Genomic DNA, 17,095 nt, shown 5'->3' on the forward strand with positions numbered 1-17,095 from the left:
AAAAAGAGGGCAATTATGGATAAAGTGGAGAGACTCATTTCGATTATTATGATATTGCTGAAAAAAGAGGTTGTTTCTACAAAGGAATTCTCACAACTATTCAATGTATCCAAAAGAACGATCCTTCGCGATATGGAAACATTGAGCTTATCGAACATCCCGATCTACTCCGTCATTGGGGTCAAAGGCGGCTACGGCATAATGGATGAATACAAGGTTGATAAACGCCTTTTAAGCAGCTCCGATTTACAGAATATATTAACTGCACTCGGCGGATTGGAACAAATTCTCCTTACTGAAGAAGTTGAAAGAACGATTAAAAAAATAGAGGCAATGGTTAGTCCATTGTCTCTGAATCGTACCATTCAACTGTCGTTTTATGATTGGGAGGGTCGGTCCGAGATTCTTGAAACCTTAAAGACATGTCAAGAATCCATTTTAAAGAGAAGGCTGGTTTCATTTGATTATACAGATAAAGATGGGGCTGCAACGAACAGAATGGTCGAGCCCTATGAACTGCATTTTAGCGAATCGAGTTGGTACTTGAAAGGATTCTGTTTACATCGACAGGGATATCGAACATTCAAGTTATCTCGAATCGATCCTATTACTATGGATGAACGCGCGTTTCATCCTAGAGACGATTGGTCCGAGCAAAGACACGAAGCAAGTTATGTACCGCAATTCGTCACGATTAAGGCACGGATATCGCCCAGCATAAAAGATCAAATCATCGAAAGGTATGGTCGAAGAAGTATTGAAGACCATAGTTCTGGATTTTTATTAGCAACCCTTTATGTCCCTCAAAATCGTACGGGATTTCAATTATTAGCAAGCTTCGGCACTCATCTAAAAGTTGTAGAGCCCAAAACCTATGTTGAAGACTTTCGAAATTATTTATATCAAATGATGGAGAACTATTCCTGATCAAGGTCTCGTCTCGGCCTATATGACCGATTCCACATGAGTTGGGTCTTTACGCGCTTCTTCATAGATTTAGCATCGTAGCTTCAATCCTCAACTCAACTTTTCGCCGTCACTTATGGCACGGTTCTCCGCTCAGTCTGTACCGGCAAGCTTTCATACTAAAACAGATTATAGTGGACAACCCTTCAATTCATTTGCAGGAAGCCTTTAGCCTGGTACCGCTGGTACGTCAACTTCAACATCAGGCCCATCGTTTACGATGTACACTACTAAAGAACCATTAAGTTCTATTGTCGGACGTTTCGTTTCCCACTCTTCTAAACGCAGCTTTAATTCTGTTGATGACTCTGAAAATAGAGTAAGGGGAGATGCCTCAATCTGAGCAAGCAAACGCCCCACGCTATCTGTTTCAATAATGAATTGAAAGGTGATCATGTGTTGGAGAACGTTTTGAAGTCTACGATCCATGCCTCTGCATCCGAGATTACATTCTTTGCTGCGTCGATGGAAGTATGACGTTCAAGAAATGCCGAACATTTTAAACTGATTCGTTTAACCATGTTTCCGTTCCCATCTTTGATGCTATTTTAGAATGTTTTTCTCCAAGTGTAATTGTCGAAGAAACAAAAACAAGGGAAGACCCAGTGAAGGACCTACCAGTAGCGTACCTGCAATCGGCAACCATAAATATTTCATTTTCTTTCTGGTGCCTTCTAACAGAATAAATCCCATAAGCACGATCGCGGTAACTAAAACATCCATCCATGCAAAAGCTCCGATACGCGTACTGGTTATGGCTTCAAATAGGAGAGACAAATCGAGGCCGTTGCGCACGACCCAAGGGATGAATTGCGAATAGGGCAAGACGAGTCCCAAAAAAGATAATACTCCGTAAAAGTACTTCATTTATAACCCTCCATCATTTTGTAATTTGCAACTCCAAAAAGCTCGCAAAAGTCCGTTTGCTCCATCTTCGCTGCTGCGCGTGACCGCTCTTCAACCCATGTCCTTCAAGGCTCCGTTCCAAGCCCTCAGCGCGATTTTTCAAAAAAACTTGCCCCTACTTATGGTACGGTTCCCCCCGCATAATCTTAAACACCCGATAAACCTGCTCCGTCAGCACAAGGCGAAGCAGCTGATGCGGATACGTTATCCTTCCAAAAGAAAGCTTCATATTAGCGCGGCGCATGACTTCATCAGCGAGTCCCAAGCTCCCGCCAATGACAAAAGCGATCTGGCTTTTCCCATACGTACCGAGCTCCTCGACATGCTTCGCCAATTGCTCCGACGTCCACATCTCGCCTTCAATTGCCATTGCGACAACGTACGTATCCTGCTTAATATGACTCAGTATCCGTTCGCCTTCCTTCGCCTTTACCTGCTGCTCTTCACTCGCGCTAAGCTGCTCTGGCGCTTTCTCATCCGCCACCTCGACCAGCGTTAGCTTCGCATACGGAGCCAAGCGCTTAGCGTATTCCGCAATCCCTTGCGTTAAATATTTCTCTTTCAGCTTGCCCACTGAAATAATCTGTATTTGCACTGACAACTTCTCCTTTATTCGCAGCCTGTTTATCGGCCTGTCCTATTAGTACCCATCATACCATCCGTCCGCAGCAAAAACACATTAATAAGCCCAGAAAAAAAGGCCAACCAGAACACGCTCCGGCTGACCTTAAAATCAAAAACCCAGACACACTATCTTCGCGTGCCCATCATACTCACAAGTCACTTATAATCTTCTCAAGCTCGCCATTTCCTAGCGATCGCTTCAATCTGCTGCGGCGAAGTCCGGCAGCAGCCTCCAATAATACGGGCGCCGGCTTCATACCAGCCTTCCGCCTCCTCCAGGAAGCTCGGGCAGCTGCCCTCGCCATGCCACGTCTTTGTCTCCGGATTATAGCTTTCCCCGGAATTCGGATAAACAATAATCGGCTTCTGCGAGTGAGCGCGAAGCACCTTAATCGCCTCCGTCACGACAGCGCCGGGGGCGCAGTTCATGCCGATCGCGGCAATCTGCTCGCTTTGCGCGAAGGCAGCCGCGCATTCCGCCAGCGGAGTGCCTTCGCTGATCGCCGTTTCATTTTTCAATGAGAACGACAGCCACGCATACACGCCCGGGAACTCCTTCAGCAGGGCATCCAGCACTCTGGCTTCCTGTAGAGATGGAACCGTCTCGAACGCCAATAGGTCGGCACCAGCCTCAATGACAGCCGCCATTCTTGGACGGTGGAACTCCGTCAGTACCTCATCCGACACGCCATAGTTGCCCACGTACTCCGAACCATCCGCCAAATAAGCGCCATATGGCCCGATGGATGCAGCAACAAGCGGTTTAGGCCTGTTAGCGTACTGAGCGCCCCACGCAGAAGCCTGATCACCATTACCCTCCTTAGCAGCACCTGCACCTGCTCCTTCTTGCTCCCAATAATCATCACGCGCTTTCCTTGCCAGCTCGACCGTGCTTTTAATCAGCTTCAAAGCTTCCTCTTCACTAAGCCCTCGCTTGCGAAAACCATCCACTGTCGCCTGATAGCTCGACGTCGTTGCGCAATCCGCTCCTGCTCGGTAATAATCCAGGTGCACCTGATAGATCAGTTCAGGCTGTGACAGCAGCACCTGCGCTGACCACAGTGCATCATTTAAATCGCAGCCGTGCCGTTCCAGTTCCGTCGCCATTGCGCCATCCAGCACCATAATCTCATGCTTCTGCAAAATATCCTCTATTACATTGTGCGTAGCACCATTAAACTTTTCCATAACACTTCTCCTCCCTTTTCCGTTCTCTTTTTCTTTTTCTTTTTCGGTCTCTTTCAGCTCTATATTTTCCGTCACTTCACGTCACGCCCTGCCTAACTCGCTACTTCTTCACACGATAAAACGAATAATAGCTAATGTAGCACAGCGCAATAAACGGAACCCCGCAATACAGCGCAATCCGCTGTGTCGGATCGAACGCAATACCGATACAGGACGCAAGACACAACACGAACGAAGCAATCGGCACAAAAGGATACCAAGGCGTCCGATAAGCCAGCTTGTCCACCGAGTTCCCCTCGCGAACATACTGCCTGCGGAACATAAACTGCGAAGCGCTAATGCTCATCCACACAACGACCACGGCAAGCCCTGATATCGAAACTAGAGCAATGTACACCGTATCCGGCGCGACAATGCTGGAGAGCAGCGCAAGTCCGCCGCCCATCATACTAAGAATGACAGCATTCAGCGGCACACCATGCTTCGTCAGCTTGGCGAACAAAGGCGAAATGGTCTTCTTGTCGGCTAGCGACCACAGCATCCGTGACGACGCATACAATCCCGAGTTCGCCGCCGACAAAATCGCTGTCAAAATAACAAAGTTCATCACATCCGCCGCATACGGCACGCCGACCCGCTCCATTACCGTGACGAAGGGACTTTCCGTTACCCCCGCCTCCGACATAGGCAGCAGTGCCGACAGCACAACAATCGTTCCAATGAAAAAAATAACGAGACGGAACAGCGTCGTGCGAATCGCTTTCGGTATCGTCCGCTCGGGATTCACCGATTCTCCCGCTGCAATCCCGATCAACTCCGTGCCGGAGAAGGCGAAATTCACCGCCAGCATCGTCAATAAAATGGCAAAGGCTCCATTCGGGAACCAGCCTGCGCTCGTAATATTGGTCAACAAGGGCGCTGGAGCCGCATCCGCCATTGGGACAATGCCGAACATCGCTCCCGCTCCGATAACTATAAACAGCACAATCGTCAAAACCTTTACAGACGAGAACCAAAATTCCGATTCCGCGAAAAACCGCACCGATCGAGCATTTAAGACAAAGATTAACGCAGCGAATAACGCGCTCCAAATCCATACATTAACCGAAGGGAACCAGCGCTGCATGAGCAGCCCAGCCGCCGTAAATTCCGAGCCTAACGCCACCGTCCAGGTGAGCCAGTACAGCCATGCGACGGTATAGCCCGTAGCGGGACCGAGATATTTTGCCGCATAGCTGTGAAAAGCGCCTGTCTCGGGCATATGTACCGACAGCTCGCCCAAGCACAGCATCACGAGATACACAGCAATAGCGCCAACCAGATAGGACAAAATCGCGCCAAACGGGCCTGCCTGCTGAATCGTATAACCGGAGCTTAAGAACAAGCCCGTCCCAATAACACCGCCCAGCGAGAGCATAACGATATGCCGCGTCTGCATTTTCCGCCTAAACTGCTGCTTACTTCCATTGTCCACGTTCATTCTCCTAAGTGTCATATTCGGACAAATAAAAGCACACCCCTTTTGAAAAAGAGTGCGCTGCTAACGAAACCGCATAAGCGGATTTCAAGTTTTTTTCGCCCCTGCAACAAGTTAACTTCAATATATCGGGCTGTCAGGTTCATGTCAATGTTAATATTGACCGACAGCCTGACACGCAGAGGAACACATTTTAAAATCCGCAAAAAATCGCTGGGCATATAGATACGCCCAGCGATAGATGAACACTATTCTTATATCGGTTCTTCCCTTATACGACCAAAAACAGTGCCCCATCATCGCATAAATCGCATTTGCGCGGCGGGTCCCAGTCTGCAAATTCCGTTTCCTTCAAATCCACGATATCCGGCGCGTCCTCGTACTCATCAACGAACTTATCGATCGCTAGCTCCACGTGTTTTTTGCATACACAATACATAGTTGGTTCGCTTCCTCTTCTGCTTGATTTAATCAGGGTGTTGTCCCTTTGCCTTTCGTTAGCATAACAAACAACCTGCATATTGTGAAGCCCGCACCTTTCCGTCCTAAGAGAAACGCCTGGCGGCGTCCTTACTATTAGACGCCATCGTTTTGGCGAAACGTATAGAGAAAGCATGAGAAAATTCATATACTTTCCTATACGTCAAGGTGAAACGCGCCGTCCTCTGGCGGCGCGGCGCGTTTCATTCCAAGAAATATAGAGAAAGGATGGAAACATCATATACTTTCCTATATTTTAAAGAAAAAAAGAGCCGCCGCAACAGGCTTCCTCCTGTCCACGACCGCTCTCCCTAATAGGATGACGATATTTTATTCTTCCACCTTATCGGTTAACGAAAGTTGCGCCGTCGTCAGCTTGCCGTCCCGGTAGAAGGTCACTTCTACCTTGTCGCCGATATGCTTCTTGGAGTACAGGTACTTCCGCAGCTCCATCGTGCTGCCAACCGCTTGCTTATCGAGCTTGACGATCACATCGTTGAAGAGGAGACCAGCCTCCTTCGCTGGACCGACCGCCTCCAGCACAATGACGCCCGCACGGACATCCTCCGGCAAAATAAGCTGCGCCGCGCCTTCAGCCTCATCGTCGCTGCCATCTGTCGAACTGCCGGCTTTCCCGCCAGCGCTGCCGCCCTGCTGCGCAAAATATTGCGCCAGGTCCATCGTGTACACGCCCAAATACGGACGCGGCACATAGCCTTTTTCCAGCAAATCGTTTACGATTGGCATCGCATTATTCGTCGGAATGGCGAAGCCGAGGCCTTCCACGCCGATATCTGCGATTTTCATACTGTTGATGCCGACAACCTGGCCGTTCAAATTAATGAGCGGTCCGCCGCTGTTGCCTTGGTTGATGGACGCATCCACTTGAATAACCTCTTGCTCCCAATCATAGTTGCCATCCTGGTTCAACGATACAGGAACGATTTGACGTGTTTTGCTCACGATACCCATGGATAAGGAATCGCCCAACCCGAGCGGATTGCCGATGGCAATGACGAATTCAGCCGGCTGCAAGGCAGAGGAATCGCCAATTTCCGCAACGGTATCAATGCCCTTGTCGTCGATTTCCAATACAGCCAGATCAGAAATTTGATCTTCGCCAATCATTTTCGCCGCACGCTCTTCGCCGCTAATGAGCGTCACTTTAAGCGCATCCGCATCGACGGTGACATGGTAGTTTGTCATTATATAGGCTTTGCCATTTTCTTTTTTGAAAATAAATCCTGAACCAACGCCGGCCTGCTGCAAGCTGTTCTTCTCTATACTGTCTTTGCTTTCACTCTTGCTGCCATCGCCTTCATCATTCGGAACGCCCATGCTGAAAGCCTGCCGCTGCTCATTAATAACGCTAACGACAGCTGGCCTGACCTTCGCTGAAGCTTGAATCGTCTTCATTTCCAGCGATTCGCTGTCATCGGACATCTTCGCCGTAGAAACCGCCTGCACTTTGGCGCTGCCGCCAACCCCGCCATTAAAGAACAGCCCGAACAGCAGCACAGCCGCTATTGCGCTTGTAGATGAAGAGATAAAGGCAATGCGCACACTGGACCAATTCCGCCTCGTCTGCTTGCTTGACAATATGCGCCGCTCCTTGCTGAAGGCGCGTGTGCGTCTGGATACTTTCGTCGAATAGAAATCGTCATCGAATAATCCCATATCTATCTCTCCTCTCGATGTCCGGCCGACATCAAGACTATTTGGTATATCTCTCGATCGAAATAAATGCTGCTAGGAATAATTTCGGAAGATTGGACTACAATAATAATAGATTACAATCCGCAGCTAGAAAAATTTTTTGTTAAAAGATGATTTGCTTTCCACTTCATTGCCAAAGGAGCTTGATTTTTAATGAAAAAACCTACTTCCATCCCATCCGCTTGGGAGCATGTGCAGCTCGGCGCGATGCTCGCAGATCTGAAAGAGGAGCACTATCGCACCGTTCTGACCTTAAGCGCATTGCTAGAGCTTCTGCTAGAGAAAGGCATTGTTACAGTAGAGGAATTACAAGCCAAGACTAGCCAGCTTGACGGGCAAATGGATGAACAGCTGCACAGGCTTATTTCTTCTTCACTTCGTCCCATTCAGTAGGCTTGTCGTGATACGTGTGCCGCAGGGGGAAGTCCTCTTTTTTGAAGAAAATCCCGTTGTCTTCTAATATGTTATTAACGGTTAGCATCGCTAAGTCCATTAAATTATGATCAAGGCTAAGATGGGCCAAATACACCCGTTTTGTCCGGTCAGTCAGCAGCTCGCAGAGCGCTTCCCCAGCCGCTACATTGGATAAATGTCCGACGTCGCTTAAGATGCGCCGTTTCGTATTCCATGGATAACGCCCCATCCGAAGCATCTCCGTATCATGATTGGATTCCAGCACCAGCACATCCGAATCAATGATCGCCTGCTTCACCTTATCGCTCATATAACCAAGGTCGGTCGCCAAACTCAGCTTAACGCCCTGATCGACGAAGGTATAGCCCACCGGCTCCGCAGCATCATGCGAAATCGGAAAAGACTGTATTTGCAGCGATCCAAAGTTAAGCGTATCTCCCGTCTCGATTACAATGCGCTTATCGGCATCGATTTTGCCGACATGCCGCTCCATTGCGCCCCAAGTCGCTTCATTCGCATAAATAGGCAGCTCGTGCTTGCGCGCAAACGCGCCGAGCCCTTTAATATGATCGGAGTGCTCATGCGTGACGAACAGCGCGTCCAGCTGATGGCCGAACACTCCGCGCTCCTTCATGAGCTCCTCCATTTTTTTGGCGCTAAGCCCCGCATCGACGAGTACCATCTTGTCGCCATTATTAATAATTGTGCCATTCCCCGTTGAACCGCTTGCCAGTACTGTAAACCATAGTCCCATTTCCGCCTCGTCCTATCCTTTCTCCCACTTGAGCCTGTCGCTGAATAACTCTGCGCCTTCACCTACTGCTCCTTATCCTGGGCAACCTCACCGCTTACCGCATGGATATAATAAGGGCGGTCCGCATCCTCCACCAGCACACGCCAATAGGGCGCGGATACCTGCATCTCCGTATCAAACGTCTGTCCATGATAGCCAAGCTGGATATCGGTAATGACCGAGCCATCCGGCAAATTCCGCTCAATGAACGGCGCTACCGCTTTCGCTGCAGGCAGCACCGTCTGCTGCTTCGCATCATTGCTCTCCAGCACCTCAATGCGCGACTGCTTAAAACCTGTAATTTTCTGATTGCTGTAATACAGCTCCAGCTTGACCTCGAACAACGGCCGGTTATCGACCATCCGGTACAAGACGAATACACCTGCCTTGCTGCCCAATGGATCGAAAGCATACTGTTCAATGTCCGGAATTTGATCGCCTAATGCGGTCAGCAAATCCGCTTGCGAGAATACAATTCGTCTATCCACTGGCGTCTCCAGCTTCACAACTTCCTGCTCCTCCAGACTTTGCGACTGGAGCTGGTACGTTAAATCACGCATGCTTGGCGTTTCAAGCGGCAAGTTGGCGTTCAGCTCGATGCGCTTCTGCTTCATGACCAGGGCGGTGTCCGGCGGAAGCTCCGCAGAGTGATTGTTGATGTCCAACTGCTCCCGCACCTCTAGCCATACCTGATAGCCAAGCAAAATATTAAGCAGCAGGAAGCTGCCGATCAGCACACTTTTCGCTCTGCTCCAATCCAAACGCCTCTCACCTCCTACTTCGCCGCTCCAGCCGTTCCTTCAGCACCGTTCGTTGCTTCCAGCGGAACGTAGCCCGTCGGATAAGCCTCCATCAGCACTTCCTGCGTCCCATCCGCAAGCTTCACGCCCCATACGGGGACAAAATCCAGCTTGCTGCCTTCCTTCGGCACCGCCTGCAGTGCTGGGAACATACTAACGACCTCCGATAGCCTTGCATAACGCTCCAACGCATTGCGCAGATCATCGCCACCCGGCAAATAACGCGGCTCCCTCGATTCTGCCTGATCGCCAAGCGTAATCAGCGAACGGTTATACTCGGTCACCACGCCCTGCTGCAAAATCAGCCGAATCCAGCCGTACTGAAAGCCTGCCGCCTCCAACACCGGATATTGCTCCAAATATTGCTGGAACAGCACCGTTCTGCCCAGCTTGCTGTCCGTATCCAGTACAGGATTAACGAAGCGATGCGTGCCATCCCAGCCGCCATGCTGATTCACAAACTCCACTGCGGCGTACATATTATCGCTCAATATATTATCCGCGCTCTTCGACGCTGCCGGATCGGTATAAATCATCCAGTTGCCGCTTTGCTCCACTTGAAGCCCGCGTTTGCCATCGGTATAGATTTGTGCGCCGCTGCGATCCTTGAGCGCCTTCGTCGTTCCTGGATCGAAGAACAGATTGCGCTGCACCACATCCGCAGAATAAACCGTATACGGATAAACCATTTCCACCGACTGCAGCGGCTTATCCGGGATATACAGATCGCCGTCCGCATACTGGTAATTCGTCTGATATTCCCCGAACCCGACGTAATCCTGCACATCACGAACCGTCAAGTCGGCCTGAACCGATTCATAGACGATATCGCCATCAGCGCTAAAGAAGAAGGTCCGCACCTCTTCCGTATTGCTCGTTTTGAAAATCCAGATGCGGTCAATCGTCTCATTTAGAAACATAATGTCGCCCTGCACCTTAAGCAGCTTGCGCAGCAGATCAACAGGCACGCCATTCTGGAAGCGCAGCTCAACGCCGGCATCCTTCTTCCGCACCTGCTCCCAATCCATTACATCAATCGGGCTCCGCTGAAACCCTTTAAACTCGCGGCCCTGTATGCGATCCTTAAGAATCATGTTATAGAAGGTCATACCTGGATACAGCACCGTGTGCTTGTCCCCGCCGAAGTGGATAATCAGCTCATCGGGAAAAATAACGTTTTCCACCGTCGTCTCCTCGCCAAGCGGCTCCGCATTGATGTAGTCCTGCTCTGTGCGTACCGTAGCGCCAAGTCCAGGCATACTATAAGCGAGAAAATAGCTCTGCATGAGGCTAAAGGCGACCAAAAAAATTAATATCATCGTTTTCGCCCGTTCCATTAGCTCCGCTCACCGTCCTCTTCCAGCATCGGCAGCGTGAACGTAACCGTCGTCCCGACATTCAGCTCCGAATCAAGCGAAATCGTGCCGCCATGCGCTTTGACGATTTCCCGGGCAATGGACAAGCCGAGTCCGGTTCCGCCCATATTGCGCGAACGCGCTTTATCTACGCGGTAGAAACGGTCAAAGATTTTTTGCAAATCCCGCTTCGGAATGCCAATTCCCGTATCCTTGACGCTGATTGCAATTAGCGATTGCTCCTGCTTGCGGGCGCTCAGCTGAATTTTGCCGCCGTCCAGCGTATATTTAATCGCATTGGAAAAAAGATTGTCCAGCACCTGATCAATTTGATCCCGGTCCAGCCAAGCCTCCGTCAGCTCGCTATCGACCTGAATAGAAGCCCGAATCGACTTCTGGCGCAGCTGGAACGAGAACCGGTCTGCCACCTCGTCGAGCATATCGTGGATATTTGTCTGCCTGCGCCGCATAGGCGCCTGATTGGAATCCAGCCGCGATAAATGCAGCAGATCGGTTACGAGACGAATCATCCGCTCCGTCTCATTGCTGATGACGCCAACGAATCGCTCCGACAGCTCCCGCTCTGCTAGCGCTCCGTCATTCAGCGCCTCTGCATAGCTCTTGATCGTCGTCAGCGGCGTCCGCAGCTCATGGGAGACATTCGCAACGAACTGCCGGCGCGACTGCTCCAGCTTCTCCTGCTCGGTGACATCCTGCAGGACGACAATAGTGCCGGTCGTCCCTTTATCCCGGCGATGAATGGGCGTAAAGGTGACGCGCATAATCCCTTCCGCCTCATCCATTTCCGCTTCCTCGCCCCGGTCCAGAATGAGCGTCTGCTCCTTGCCCTGCCGCAGCTCGTCCAGCCGCTGCTGAGGCAGCGCAAGCAGCTCGGTCAGGCTGCAATTTTCGCAGCTTTTGCGATCAAGCATTTCCAGCGACCGCCGATTCCAGACGATGACCTTCCCATGCTCATCCGCTGCAATAACGCCATCGCTCATATTGGAGAGAATGGAATTCAGCTTCTCATTCTCCTCCTCATTGACCGACAGCGCCTCCTTGAGCCGGATCGTCATATCGTTAAACGCCATGCTGAGCCGCCCAATTTCATCATCGCCAAGCACGGGCACCTTGAGGTCGAACTTGCCTTCAGCGACCGCTGCCGCCTGCCGGGTCAGTCCTTGAATTGGGCTCGTGATCGTGTGAGCCAGCAAAATGCCCAGCACCCCCGTCAGCCCCAAGGCGATAAGCGTTCCCGAGAAAAAAATCTGATTGACCCGGTTCACCGTGTCATACAGGCTGTCCATCGACGCGACCATGTAGACCGCGCCGAGCACATTGTCATTGTCGTTGTCCGTTACCGGCAGCGCAATGATCTTTTTCCGGACATTATTTTCATCAATGATCTCTTCCTCATTCTCTGGAATGCCCACCAGCGCCCGGCTCACGGCGAGCGACGGGTTTTTCTTGCCTACATACGATTCCGGCACCTGAACGGACGTCGCAACGATTTTGCCGTTCGCGTCGAGCACCTGCACCTCTGTGCCGCTAATGCTGAACAAGTTGCGAACGACGAGGCTGAGCCCTTCCGCGCTTTCCACATTCGTATCCAAATCCCCGCCGGGCTTGATCGATAAGTGGCGCGCCGCCAGCTTGGACAATATATCGGCCTGCTCCTTGAGGTTGTTCGTGAAGCTGTCCGTCAGCGACGTCTTAACCGTGCTGATGAAATAAACGCCAATCAACTGCATCGCTACCAAAATCAGCAGCAAATAAATAATGACCAGCTTCACTTGGATCGTGCGAAAAAATCGCCGCCCCATCATACGTAACCGTAACCTCCTGGCTTCGTGCTTCGCATCATATAGCCAAGCCCGCGCCGTGTCATAATGAATTCCGGCCTGCTCGGATCGTCCTCAATTTTCTCGCGCAGCCTGCGGATCGTCACATCCACCGTTCGCACATCGCCAAAATACTCAAAGCCCCATACCGCCTGCAGCAAATGCTCACGCGTCATGACCTTCCCGCTGTTGCGCGCCATATAATACACAAGCTCGTATTCCCGGTGCGTCAAATCAAGCGGCTGATTGTCCTTATAGACGACATACATGTCGGTATCAATGAACAAATTAAACAGACGCAGTCCCTGCTTCTCCTGTTCAGCGTCCTGTCCGCCATCCGAACCGTGCACGCCTGCCGCACTTACCGTAGCCTCCGCCGACTTCTGCTGCCTTCTTAGATGGGCCTTCACCCTTGCCAGCAGCTCGCGGGTGCTGAACGGCTTCGTCACATAATCATCGGCGCCAAGCTCTAGGCCCAGCACCTTATCGATTTCCGTATCCTTCGCCGTCAGCATAATGATCGGCATATGCAGCTTTGCGCGAACCTCGCGGCACACATCCATGCCATCCTTCACCGGAAGCATCAAGTCAAGCAGCATTAAATCCGGCTTCTCTGCGAAAGCAAGCTCCACTGCCTGTCCGCCGTCAAAAGCACAAATGACCTCGTAGCCTTCTTTCTCCAAGTTGAACTTCAATATATCTGCAATCGGCTGTTCGTCGTCGACCACTAAAATTTTACCGTGCATCGTCACACCGCCTGTCGCTTCCTAATTCTTATCTGTTTAATCTTCCTATACTTTAGGGTAAAACTTTATACGCATAGCAATACTATCTTACCATACTGCCATACCTAGTTCCCAATTAAAGTTCCTTCATGGGACTGGGCCAAGGTGAAACGGCTGCCGCCGTCCTTTGGCGGCGTGGCGCGTTTCAGTCCGAGAAATATAAGCCTATTTATAGATGTGAAACTTATAAATGCTTATATTTCAAGCAAAAACGACTTCGTCGTCTTTCTGGGACGAGCGAAGAGCTTTGCCCTAGAATTCTAAGCGGATATAAGAATGAAACTTATACTTTCTTAGAATTCAAGGTGAAACGGCTATCGCCGTCCTTTGGCGGCGCGGCGCGTTTCAGTCCGAGAAATATAAGCCAATTTATAGATGTGAAACTTATAAATGCTTATATTTTTAAAATAATAAAGGGAGCGCCGCCGCAAGCTTTCGCTTCGGCTGCACTCCCCCTGATGGTATAAGTCCGATTATAAATATTTCAACGGGTTTTGAAGCTCTCCGTCTTTATGAATTTCAAAATGAAGGTGGACACCGTAAGAACGTCCCGTGTTGCCCATAATACCCAGTGTATCGCCTTTTTCTAATATATCGCCTACGCTGACGCTAATCGAGTCAAGATGCCCGTACAGCGTTTCATATCCATTCTTATGATCAATGATGACTACATTGCCGTAGCCGTTCTTCGTGCCTGCAAAAATAACAACGCCATTGTCGGCTGCTGTAATCGTTTTGCCGCCCGTCATGTCAATCCCTTTATGCAATCGGCCCCAACGCGTTCCGAACGTACTGGACACCGAATAGCCCGATACGGGAGCAGAGAATAATCCCGTTCCTTCGCCCAAAATGACCTTCGTGCCCTTCATCATGACCGTTGGAACAGCTTCCTTAATGACCTGCTGGTCTACCAGCTCTTCGCTGATTAGGTAACCATTCTCTTTCACGATTTTGTAGGTCAGGCTCTTGGAGCCGCTGACGCCTGCACTAATCAGCTTGGATTCTCCAACACGCATCTCGTCGTTTTTCTGAACCTCGGTTGGCGGGTCGATCGTCACGATCTCCGTCAAATTCTCGGTTGTCCGGACCGACAGCTCCGGCTGGCGAACGGTAAGATCAAGCACATCTCCAACCTTGATCATATCATCTTCAATGCCTTTGTTATTCTCGTAAATCACTTGCGGTGAAATATCAAATTTCTGCGCGATACAACCGACGCAATCGCCTTGCTGTACCGTATATTTCGTTGGCTTAATCGTGCCCTCTACGAGCAGCTTGTACATATCATTGTCTGAAACGATGTCGCTAGGCGAAGTCGATACCGCATCCGTCTCCACCTTCTCTACGAAAGCAACATCCGTCAGTTCCTTGCCTGCCTTAGGTGTATTCTCGTCCGCCTTTTCTTCCTCTGGTGAAAAAGCGAGTGCGCGAACCTTCGTTGAATCCTTCTCCGTCTTCTCCTCCGGTGCATATTTGCTCTGCACGCGTGCCAGTACGGCGTCTGCTGCTGCTTGGCTCTTCACAATACCGATTACTTTGCCATTTACCTTCACCTCTACGCCAATAGCGTGGGTTGTAAGCAAGCCTTCCAGCTTCGCAAGCGTCTGCTGCGTATCTGGGTTGCCTTTGTAAGCACTTGTACTCGTATATGTAAGCTGACCTGATTCCACCATAATTGGAATATCTGGCGTTTCCTGCTGTGCTTCAGATGCCTTCTGCTCAAGCAGCGCTCCAACCTCCAGCGGGCTGCCGACCGTTCCTACTTCGGTGCCGTTCATATATAAGTGATAATAGTCATTCGTGTTAGCCTTAACGTATTGTATACCGCCAATTCCGACTGCTGCCAAAATCGCGATTATTCCGCCTGCAAGGATGATAGGTTTTTTATAGTTAGTAGCTGCTGTAGTTGTCGATGTCGCTTGCACTGCTGCGGACGGTTGTTGATTGATGCCTTTCGAGTCTTGTGTTCGGAATTGCCGAAAGAACTGAATGGAGGTATTCCACGCCTTTCGGATCCGACCCGTTCCCCTAAAATCGGTCATGATCGTCTCCTTCTCGCCTTAATGCCGCTATCTTAATTAGGTCTTCCGATTCATATCAGGGCCCTTTGTCCCGACAGAACACCCGAATATTACTTTAACATAGCCTTAATACGAGGAGCAACCTCTCCGAATACCGCTTAATATTAATATTTCTTCAGAATACTCATAATTTGCTCGTATTCTTCCTTGCTCAAATGCTGGGCAATGACCTGCTGAAGCTGGGTCAGCTCTTCATCTGTAAGGCCATTTTCCATGTAGCCGGATATCGTCTGCCAAGCTTCCTGGGGCAGCTTGGTCATTAATAATCCGAACAGCTCCGTCTTGTCCGTGTCGCTCATTTGGCTTTTGACCTGATTCAGCTGATCCGTCGTAACCGCTGTTTCCGTACCGTCAATGGAGGAGCTGTCTGTGCCGGATTCTGATTCCGCTAAAGGCTGCTCTCCGTCCACTGCTTCCGCATCCCCGTTCGTCGTACTGCCTTCTGTACCGCTTTCTGTGCTGCCCGCTCCTATGCCTGAGGCCGCGCCGCTATCCGCTTTCGTCCCGCCGCCAATGCCAATATCGGTAAGCGGCGGCTTCGCTTGCTGCCCGAAAGCATCGATGGCGAGCGGGGAATCCTCCCCTGCCGCTGCGTCCTCGCCTGAAGAAATCGATCCATCCGGCTTCTGCGCCCCCGTCTCTCCTTGCTCAGCCGAGCTGCCGCTGCTCGCCCCTGAGCTATCCTTTCCAGTCTGCGAGGCGCCAGACTGCCCTTTAGAGCCGCCTGTATCCGCCATCAGCGGATCAGCGCCCCACATTTTTCCCCATAATCCAGTTAGCGCCATCGGCTTTACTTCCAGGGGCAAATTATATTGCTTCAAAATCGTATCCAAGTAACTGCTCACAATATAGCCCGTCGTCCAAATCGACAAAAAGCTTATAATGATTCCTGCCGCCACCGTTTTCGCCAGCCAGCCCGTCATCTTCCACATGCTCTCCACCATACCCTTCCTGCTTGACCCATCCGTATAATGAGACCTGCTAGCTCATAACATTTGAATGGTTTCTTTTACCATTATGGACAAGAGAAAGGGCACATAACCGCTGCTTGGCGCGATGAATCTATAAAGCTTTGGAATGGGGCTGTCCCAGACTAGCCAGCATGGCGAGCAGCTGCTGCTTCGTTGCTTCATCCGTAATTGCGCCTTCTTTGCTCATCTTGAGAGTGATATGCGGAATCATCACTACGCCGTGATCTACGATAATAGCATTAATCATATTCAGCGTGAGCAGCAGCGAAGCATTGGCTTTATCCCCGCCCATCGGAGATGGCGATGCGGTGACGACCGCCACCCTTTTATTGACGAATTCGCCAGAGGACACGATCCAGTCGAGCGCATTTTTCAAGGAGCCTGGAACGCCATTCCCGTATTCCGGTGTACAGATGAGGACGCCGTCTGCCTCCTTTAGCTGTCTCCGCAGCTCCCCAACCGTTGCTGGCCCTTCCTCTACATCCAAATCCGGATTAAAATGCGGCAGCTCGCCCAGCCCGCTGTAAACGCTGAAACGTACATGCTCCTCAGCAAGCGCGATAATAGCATTCATAAGCGCAGTATTGGAAGACTTCTCACGCAAGCTCCCCGAAATGGCCAAAAGCTGAATCTCCTTCTTCATCCATCATCATCCCTTTTCATTCATTATTGTGAAAAAAAAGAAAGAAGACAGCATT

At 50.5% G+C, this 17,095-nt stretch carries 18 protein-coding genes; 3 read left to right on the forward strand and 15 right to left on the reverse strand.

Going from position 1 to position 17,095, the window contains the following annotated elements; translation table 11 throughout:
- Positions 1-15 precede the first annotated feature (15 nt).
- Positions 16-927 (forward strand): helix-turn-helix transcriptional regulator, encoded by a 912-nt coding sequence (locus AC50X8_RS29910; RefSeq protein WP_056036188.1) that lies wholly within the window; start codon positions 16-18, stop codon positions 925-927.
- 207 nt (positions 928-1,134) lie between these two features.
- On the opposite strand, the gene AC50X8_RS29915 is transcribed toward AC50X8_RS29910, so the two are convergent.
- The 7 genes from AC50X8_RS29915 to AC50X8_RS29945 form a co-directional block, all read right to left on the reverse strand.
- On the reverse strand, positions 1,135-1,395 hold the full coding sequence (locus tag AC50X8_RS29915; protein WP_494883199.1) for a hypothetical protein: 261 nt from the start codon (positions 1,393-1,395) through the stop codon (positions 1,135-1,137).
- Between the two features lie 114 nt (positions 1,396-1,509).
- Positions 1,510-1,833 (reverse strand): DUF2834 domain-containing protein, encoded by a 324-nt coding sequence (locus AC50X8_RS29920; protein ID WP_056036185.1) that lies wholly within the window; start codon positions 1,831-1,833, stop codon positions 1,510-1,512.
- Between the two features lie 154 nt (positions 1,834-1,987).
- Entirely contained in the window at positions 1,988-2,467 is a 480-nt protein-coding gene (gene rlmH, locus AC50X8_RS29925) for a 23S rRNA (pseudouridine(1915)-N(3))-methyltransferase RlmH (protein ID WP_494883208.1), read from the reverse strand.
- A 200-nt stretch (positions 2,468-2,667) separates the two neighbouring features.
- A complete protein-coding gene (gene mmuM / locus AC50X8_RS29930; protein WP_494883210.1) occupies positions 2,668-3,684 on the reverse strand; it encodes a homocysteine S-methyltransferase in 1,017 nt (338 codons plus the stop codon).
- A 100-nt stretch (positions 3,685-3,784) separates the two neighbouring features.
- Complete coding sequence (gene mmuP, locus AC50X8_RS29935) at positions 3,785-5,158, reverse strand: S-methylmethionine permease (RefSeq protein WP_494883212.1); 1,374 nt, start codon at positions 5,156-5,158, stop codon at positions 3,785-3,787.
- 274 nt (positions 5,159-5,432) lie between these two features.
- Positions 5,433-5,600, reverse strand: coding sequence for a CxxH/CxxC protein (locus tag AC50X8_RS29940; RefSeq protein WP_063838033.1), 168 nt, complete (start codon positions 5,598-5,600; stop codon positions 5,433-5,435).
- A gap of 371 nt (positions 5,601-5,971) precedes the next feature.
- Positions 5,972-7,318, reverse strand: coding sequence for a S1C family serine protease (locus tag AC50X8_RS29945; protein ID WP_056036177.1), 1,347 nt, complete (start codon positions 7,316-7,318; stop codon positions 5,972-5,974).
- 192 nt (positions 7,319-7,510) lie between these two features.
- On the opposite strand from AC50X8_RS29945, the gene AC50X8_RS29950 reads away from it, so the two are divergent.
- Positions 7,511-7,750, forward strand: coding sequence for a hypothetical protein (locus tag AC50X8_RS29950; RefSeq protein ID WP_494861435.1), 240 nt, complete (start codon positions 7,511-7,513; stop codon positions 7,748-7,750).
- Here AC50X8_RS29950 and AC50X8_RS29955 read toward each other — a convergent pair.
- The 5 genes from AC50X8_RS29955 to yycF form a co-directional block, all read right to left on the reverse strand.
- Positions 7,719-8,525, reverse strand: coding sequence for an MBL fold metallo-hydrolase (locus AC50X8_RS29955; protein WP_056036170.1), 807 nt, complete (start codon positions 8,523-8,525; stop codon positions 7,719-7,721). The genes AC50X8_RS29950 and AC50X8_RS29955 overlap by 32 nt on opposite strands.
- A gap of 62 nt (positions 8,526-8,587) precedes the next feature.
- The gene (yycI, locus tag AC50X8_RS29960; protein ID WP_494861438.1) at positions 8,588-9,325 is read right to left on the reverse strand and encodes a two-component system regulatory protein YycI; all 738 of its coding nucleotides are present in this window, start codon (positions 9,323-9,325) and stop codon (positions 8,588-8,590) included.
- 14 nt (positions 9,326-9,339) lie between these two features.
- Positions 9,340-10,701, reverse strand: coding sequence for a YycH family regulatory protein (locus AC50X8_RS29965; RefSeq protein WP_494883215.1), 1,362 nt, complete (start codon positions 10,699-10,701; stop codon positions 9,340-9,342).
- Positions 10,701-12,545 carry a cell wall metabolism sensor histidine kinase WalK gene (gene walK, locus AC50X8_RS29970; protein WP_494861442.1) on the reverse strand — a complete coding sequence of 615 codons (1,845 nt, stop codon included), beginning with the start codon at positions 12,543-12,545 and terminating at the stop codon, positions 10,701-10,703. Before walK ends, AC50X8_RS29965 begins: the two co-directional genes overlap by 1 nt.
- Positions 12,542-13,306: a response regulator YycF gene (yycF, locus tag AC50X8_RS29975; protein ID WP_494861444.1), complete on the reverse strand. Its 765-nt coding sequence runs from the start codon at positions 13,304-13,306 to the stop codon at positions 12,542-12,544. The genes walK and yycF overlap by 4 nt, the downstream gene beginning before the upstream one ends.
- Before the next feature lie 128 nt (positions 13,307-13,434).
- Between yycF and AC50X8_RS29980 the strand changes: the two genes are divergently transcribed.
- Positions 13,435-13,812 carry a hypothetical protein gene (locus AC50X8_RS29980; RefSeq protein WP_494883217.1) on the forward strand — a complete coding sequence of 126 codons (378 nt, stop codon included), beginning with the start codon at positions 13,435-13,437 and terminating at the stop codon, positions 13,810-13,812.
- A 6-nt stretch (positions 13,813-13,818) separates the two neighbouring features.
- On the opposite strand, the gene AC50X8_RS29985 is transcribed toward AC50X8_RS29980, so the two are convergent.
- From AC50X8_RS29985 to AC50X8_RS29995, 3 genes are all read right to left on the reverse strand, one after another.
- The gene (locus tag AC50X8_RS29985) at positions 13,819-15,387 is read right to left on the reverse strand and encodes a peptidoglycan DD-metalloendopeptidase family protein (protein ID WP_494883219.1); all 1,569 of its coding nucleotides are present in this window, start codon (positions 15,385-15,387) and stop codon (positions 13,819-13,821) included.
- Positions 15,388-15,530: 143 nt separating this feature from the next.
- Entirely contained in the window at positions 15,531-16,370 is an 840-nt protein-coding gene (locus AC50X8_RS29990; protein WP_494883221.1) for a hypothetical protein, read from the reverse strand.
- Positions 16,371-16,488: 118 nt separating this feature from the next.
- A complete protein-coding gene (locus AC50X8_RS29995; protein WP_494883223.1) occupies positions 16,489-17,040 on the reverse strand; it encodes an NADPH-dependent FMN reductase in 552 nt (183 codons plus the stop codon).
- Positions 17,041-17,095: the final 55 nt, after the last annotated feature.

This window comes from Paenibacillus sp. JT22N15, assembly GCF_059383755.1.

Coding starts and splice junctions, on each gene's coding strand:
- AC50X8_RS29995 (WP_494883223.1), bottom strand. CDS start 17,040: ATGAAGAAGGAGATTCAGCTTTTGGCCATTTCGGGGAGCTTGCGTGAG.
- AC50X8_RS29950 (WP_494861435.1), top strand. CDS start 7,511: ATGAAAAAACCTACTTCCATCCCATCCGCTTGGGAGCATGTGCAGCTC.
- AC50X8_RS29915 (WP_494883199.1), bottom strand. CDS start 1,395: ATGGATCGTAGACTTCAAAACGTTCTCCAACACATGATCACCTTTCAA.
- AC50X8_RS29940 (WP_063838033.1), bottom strand. CDS start 5,600: ATGTATTGTGTATGCAAAAAACACGTGGAGCTAGCGATCGATAAGTTC.
- AC50X8_RS29955 (WP_056036170.1), bottom strand. CDS start 8,525: ATGGGACTATGGTTTACAGTACTGGCAAGCGGTTCAACGGGGAATGGC.
- AC50X8_RS29920 (WP_056036185.1), bottom strand. CDS start 1,833: ATGAAGTACTTTTACGGAGTATTATCTTTTTTGGGACTCGTCTTGCCC.
- mmuM (WP_494883210.1), bottom strand. CDS start 3,684: ATGGAAAAGTTTAATGGTGCTACGCACAATGTAATAGAGGATATTTTG.
- AC50X8_RS29910 (WP_056036188.1), top strand. CDS start 16: ATGGATAAAGTGGAGAGACTCATTTCGATTATTATGATATTGCTGAAA.
- walK (WP_494861442.1), bottom strand. CDS start 12,545: ATGATGGGGCGGCGATTTTTTCGCACGATCCAAGTGAAGCTGGTCATT.
- AC50X8_RS29985 (WP_494883219.1), bottom strand. CDS start 15,387: ATGACCGATTTTAGGGGAACGGGTCGGATCCGAAAGGCGTGGAATACC.
- AC50X8_RS29945 (WP_056036177.1), bottom strand. CDS start 7,318: ATGGGATTATTCGATGACGATTTCTATTCGACGAAAGTATCCAGACGC.
- AC50X8_RS29990 (WP_494883221.1), bottom strand. CDS start 16,370: ATGGTGGAGAGCATGTGGAAGATGACGGGCTGGCTGGCGAAAACGGTG.
- yycF (WP_494861444.1), bottom strand. CDS start 13,306: ATGCACGGTAAAATTTTAGTGGTCGACGACGAACAGCCGATTGCAGAT.
- AC50X8_RS29980 (WP_494883217.1), top strand. CDS start 13,435: ATGGGACTGGGCCAAGGTGAAACGGCTGCCGCCGTCCTTTGGCGGCGT.
- AC50X8_RS29965 (WP_494883215.1), bottom strand. CDS start 10,701: ATGGAACGGGCGAAAACGATGATATTAATTTTTTTGGTCGCCTTTAGC.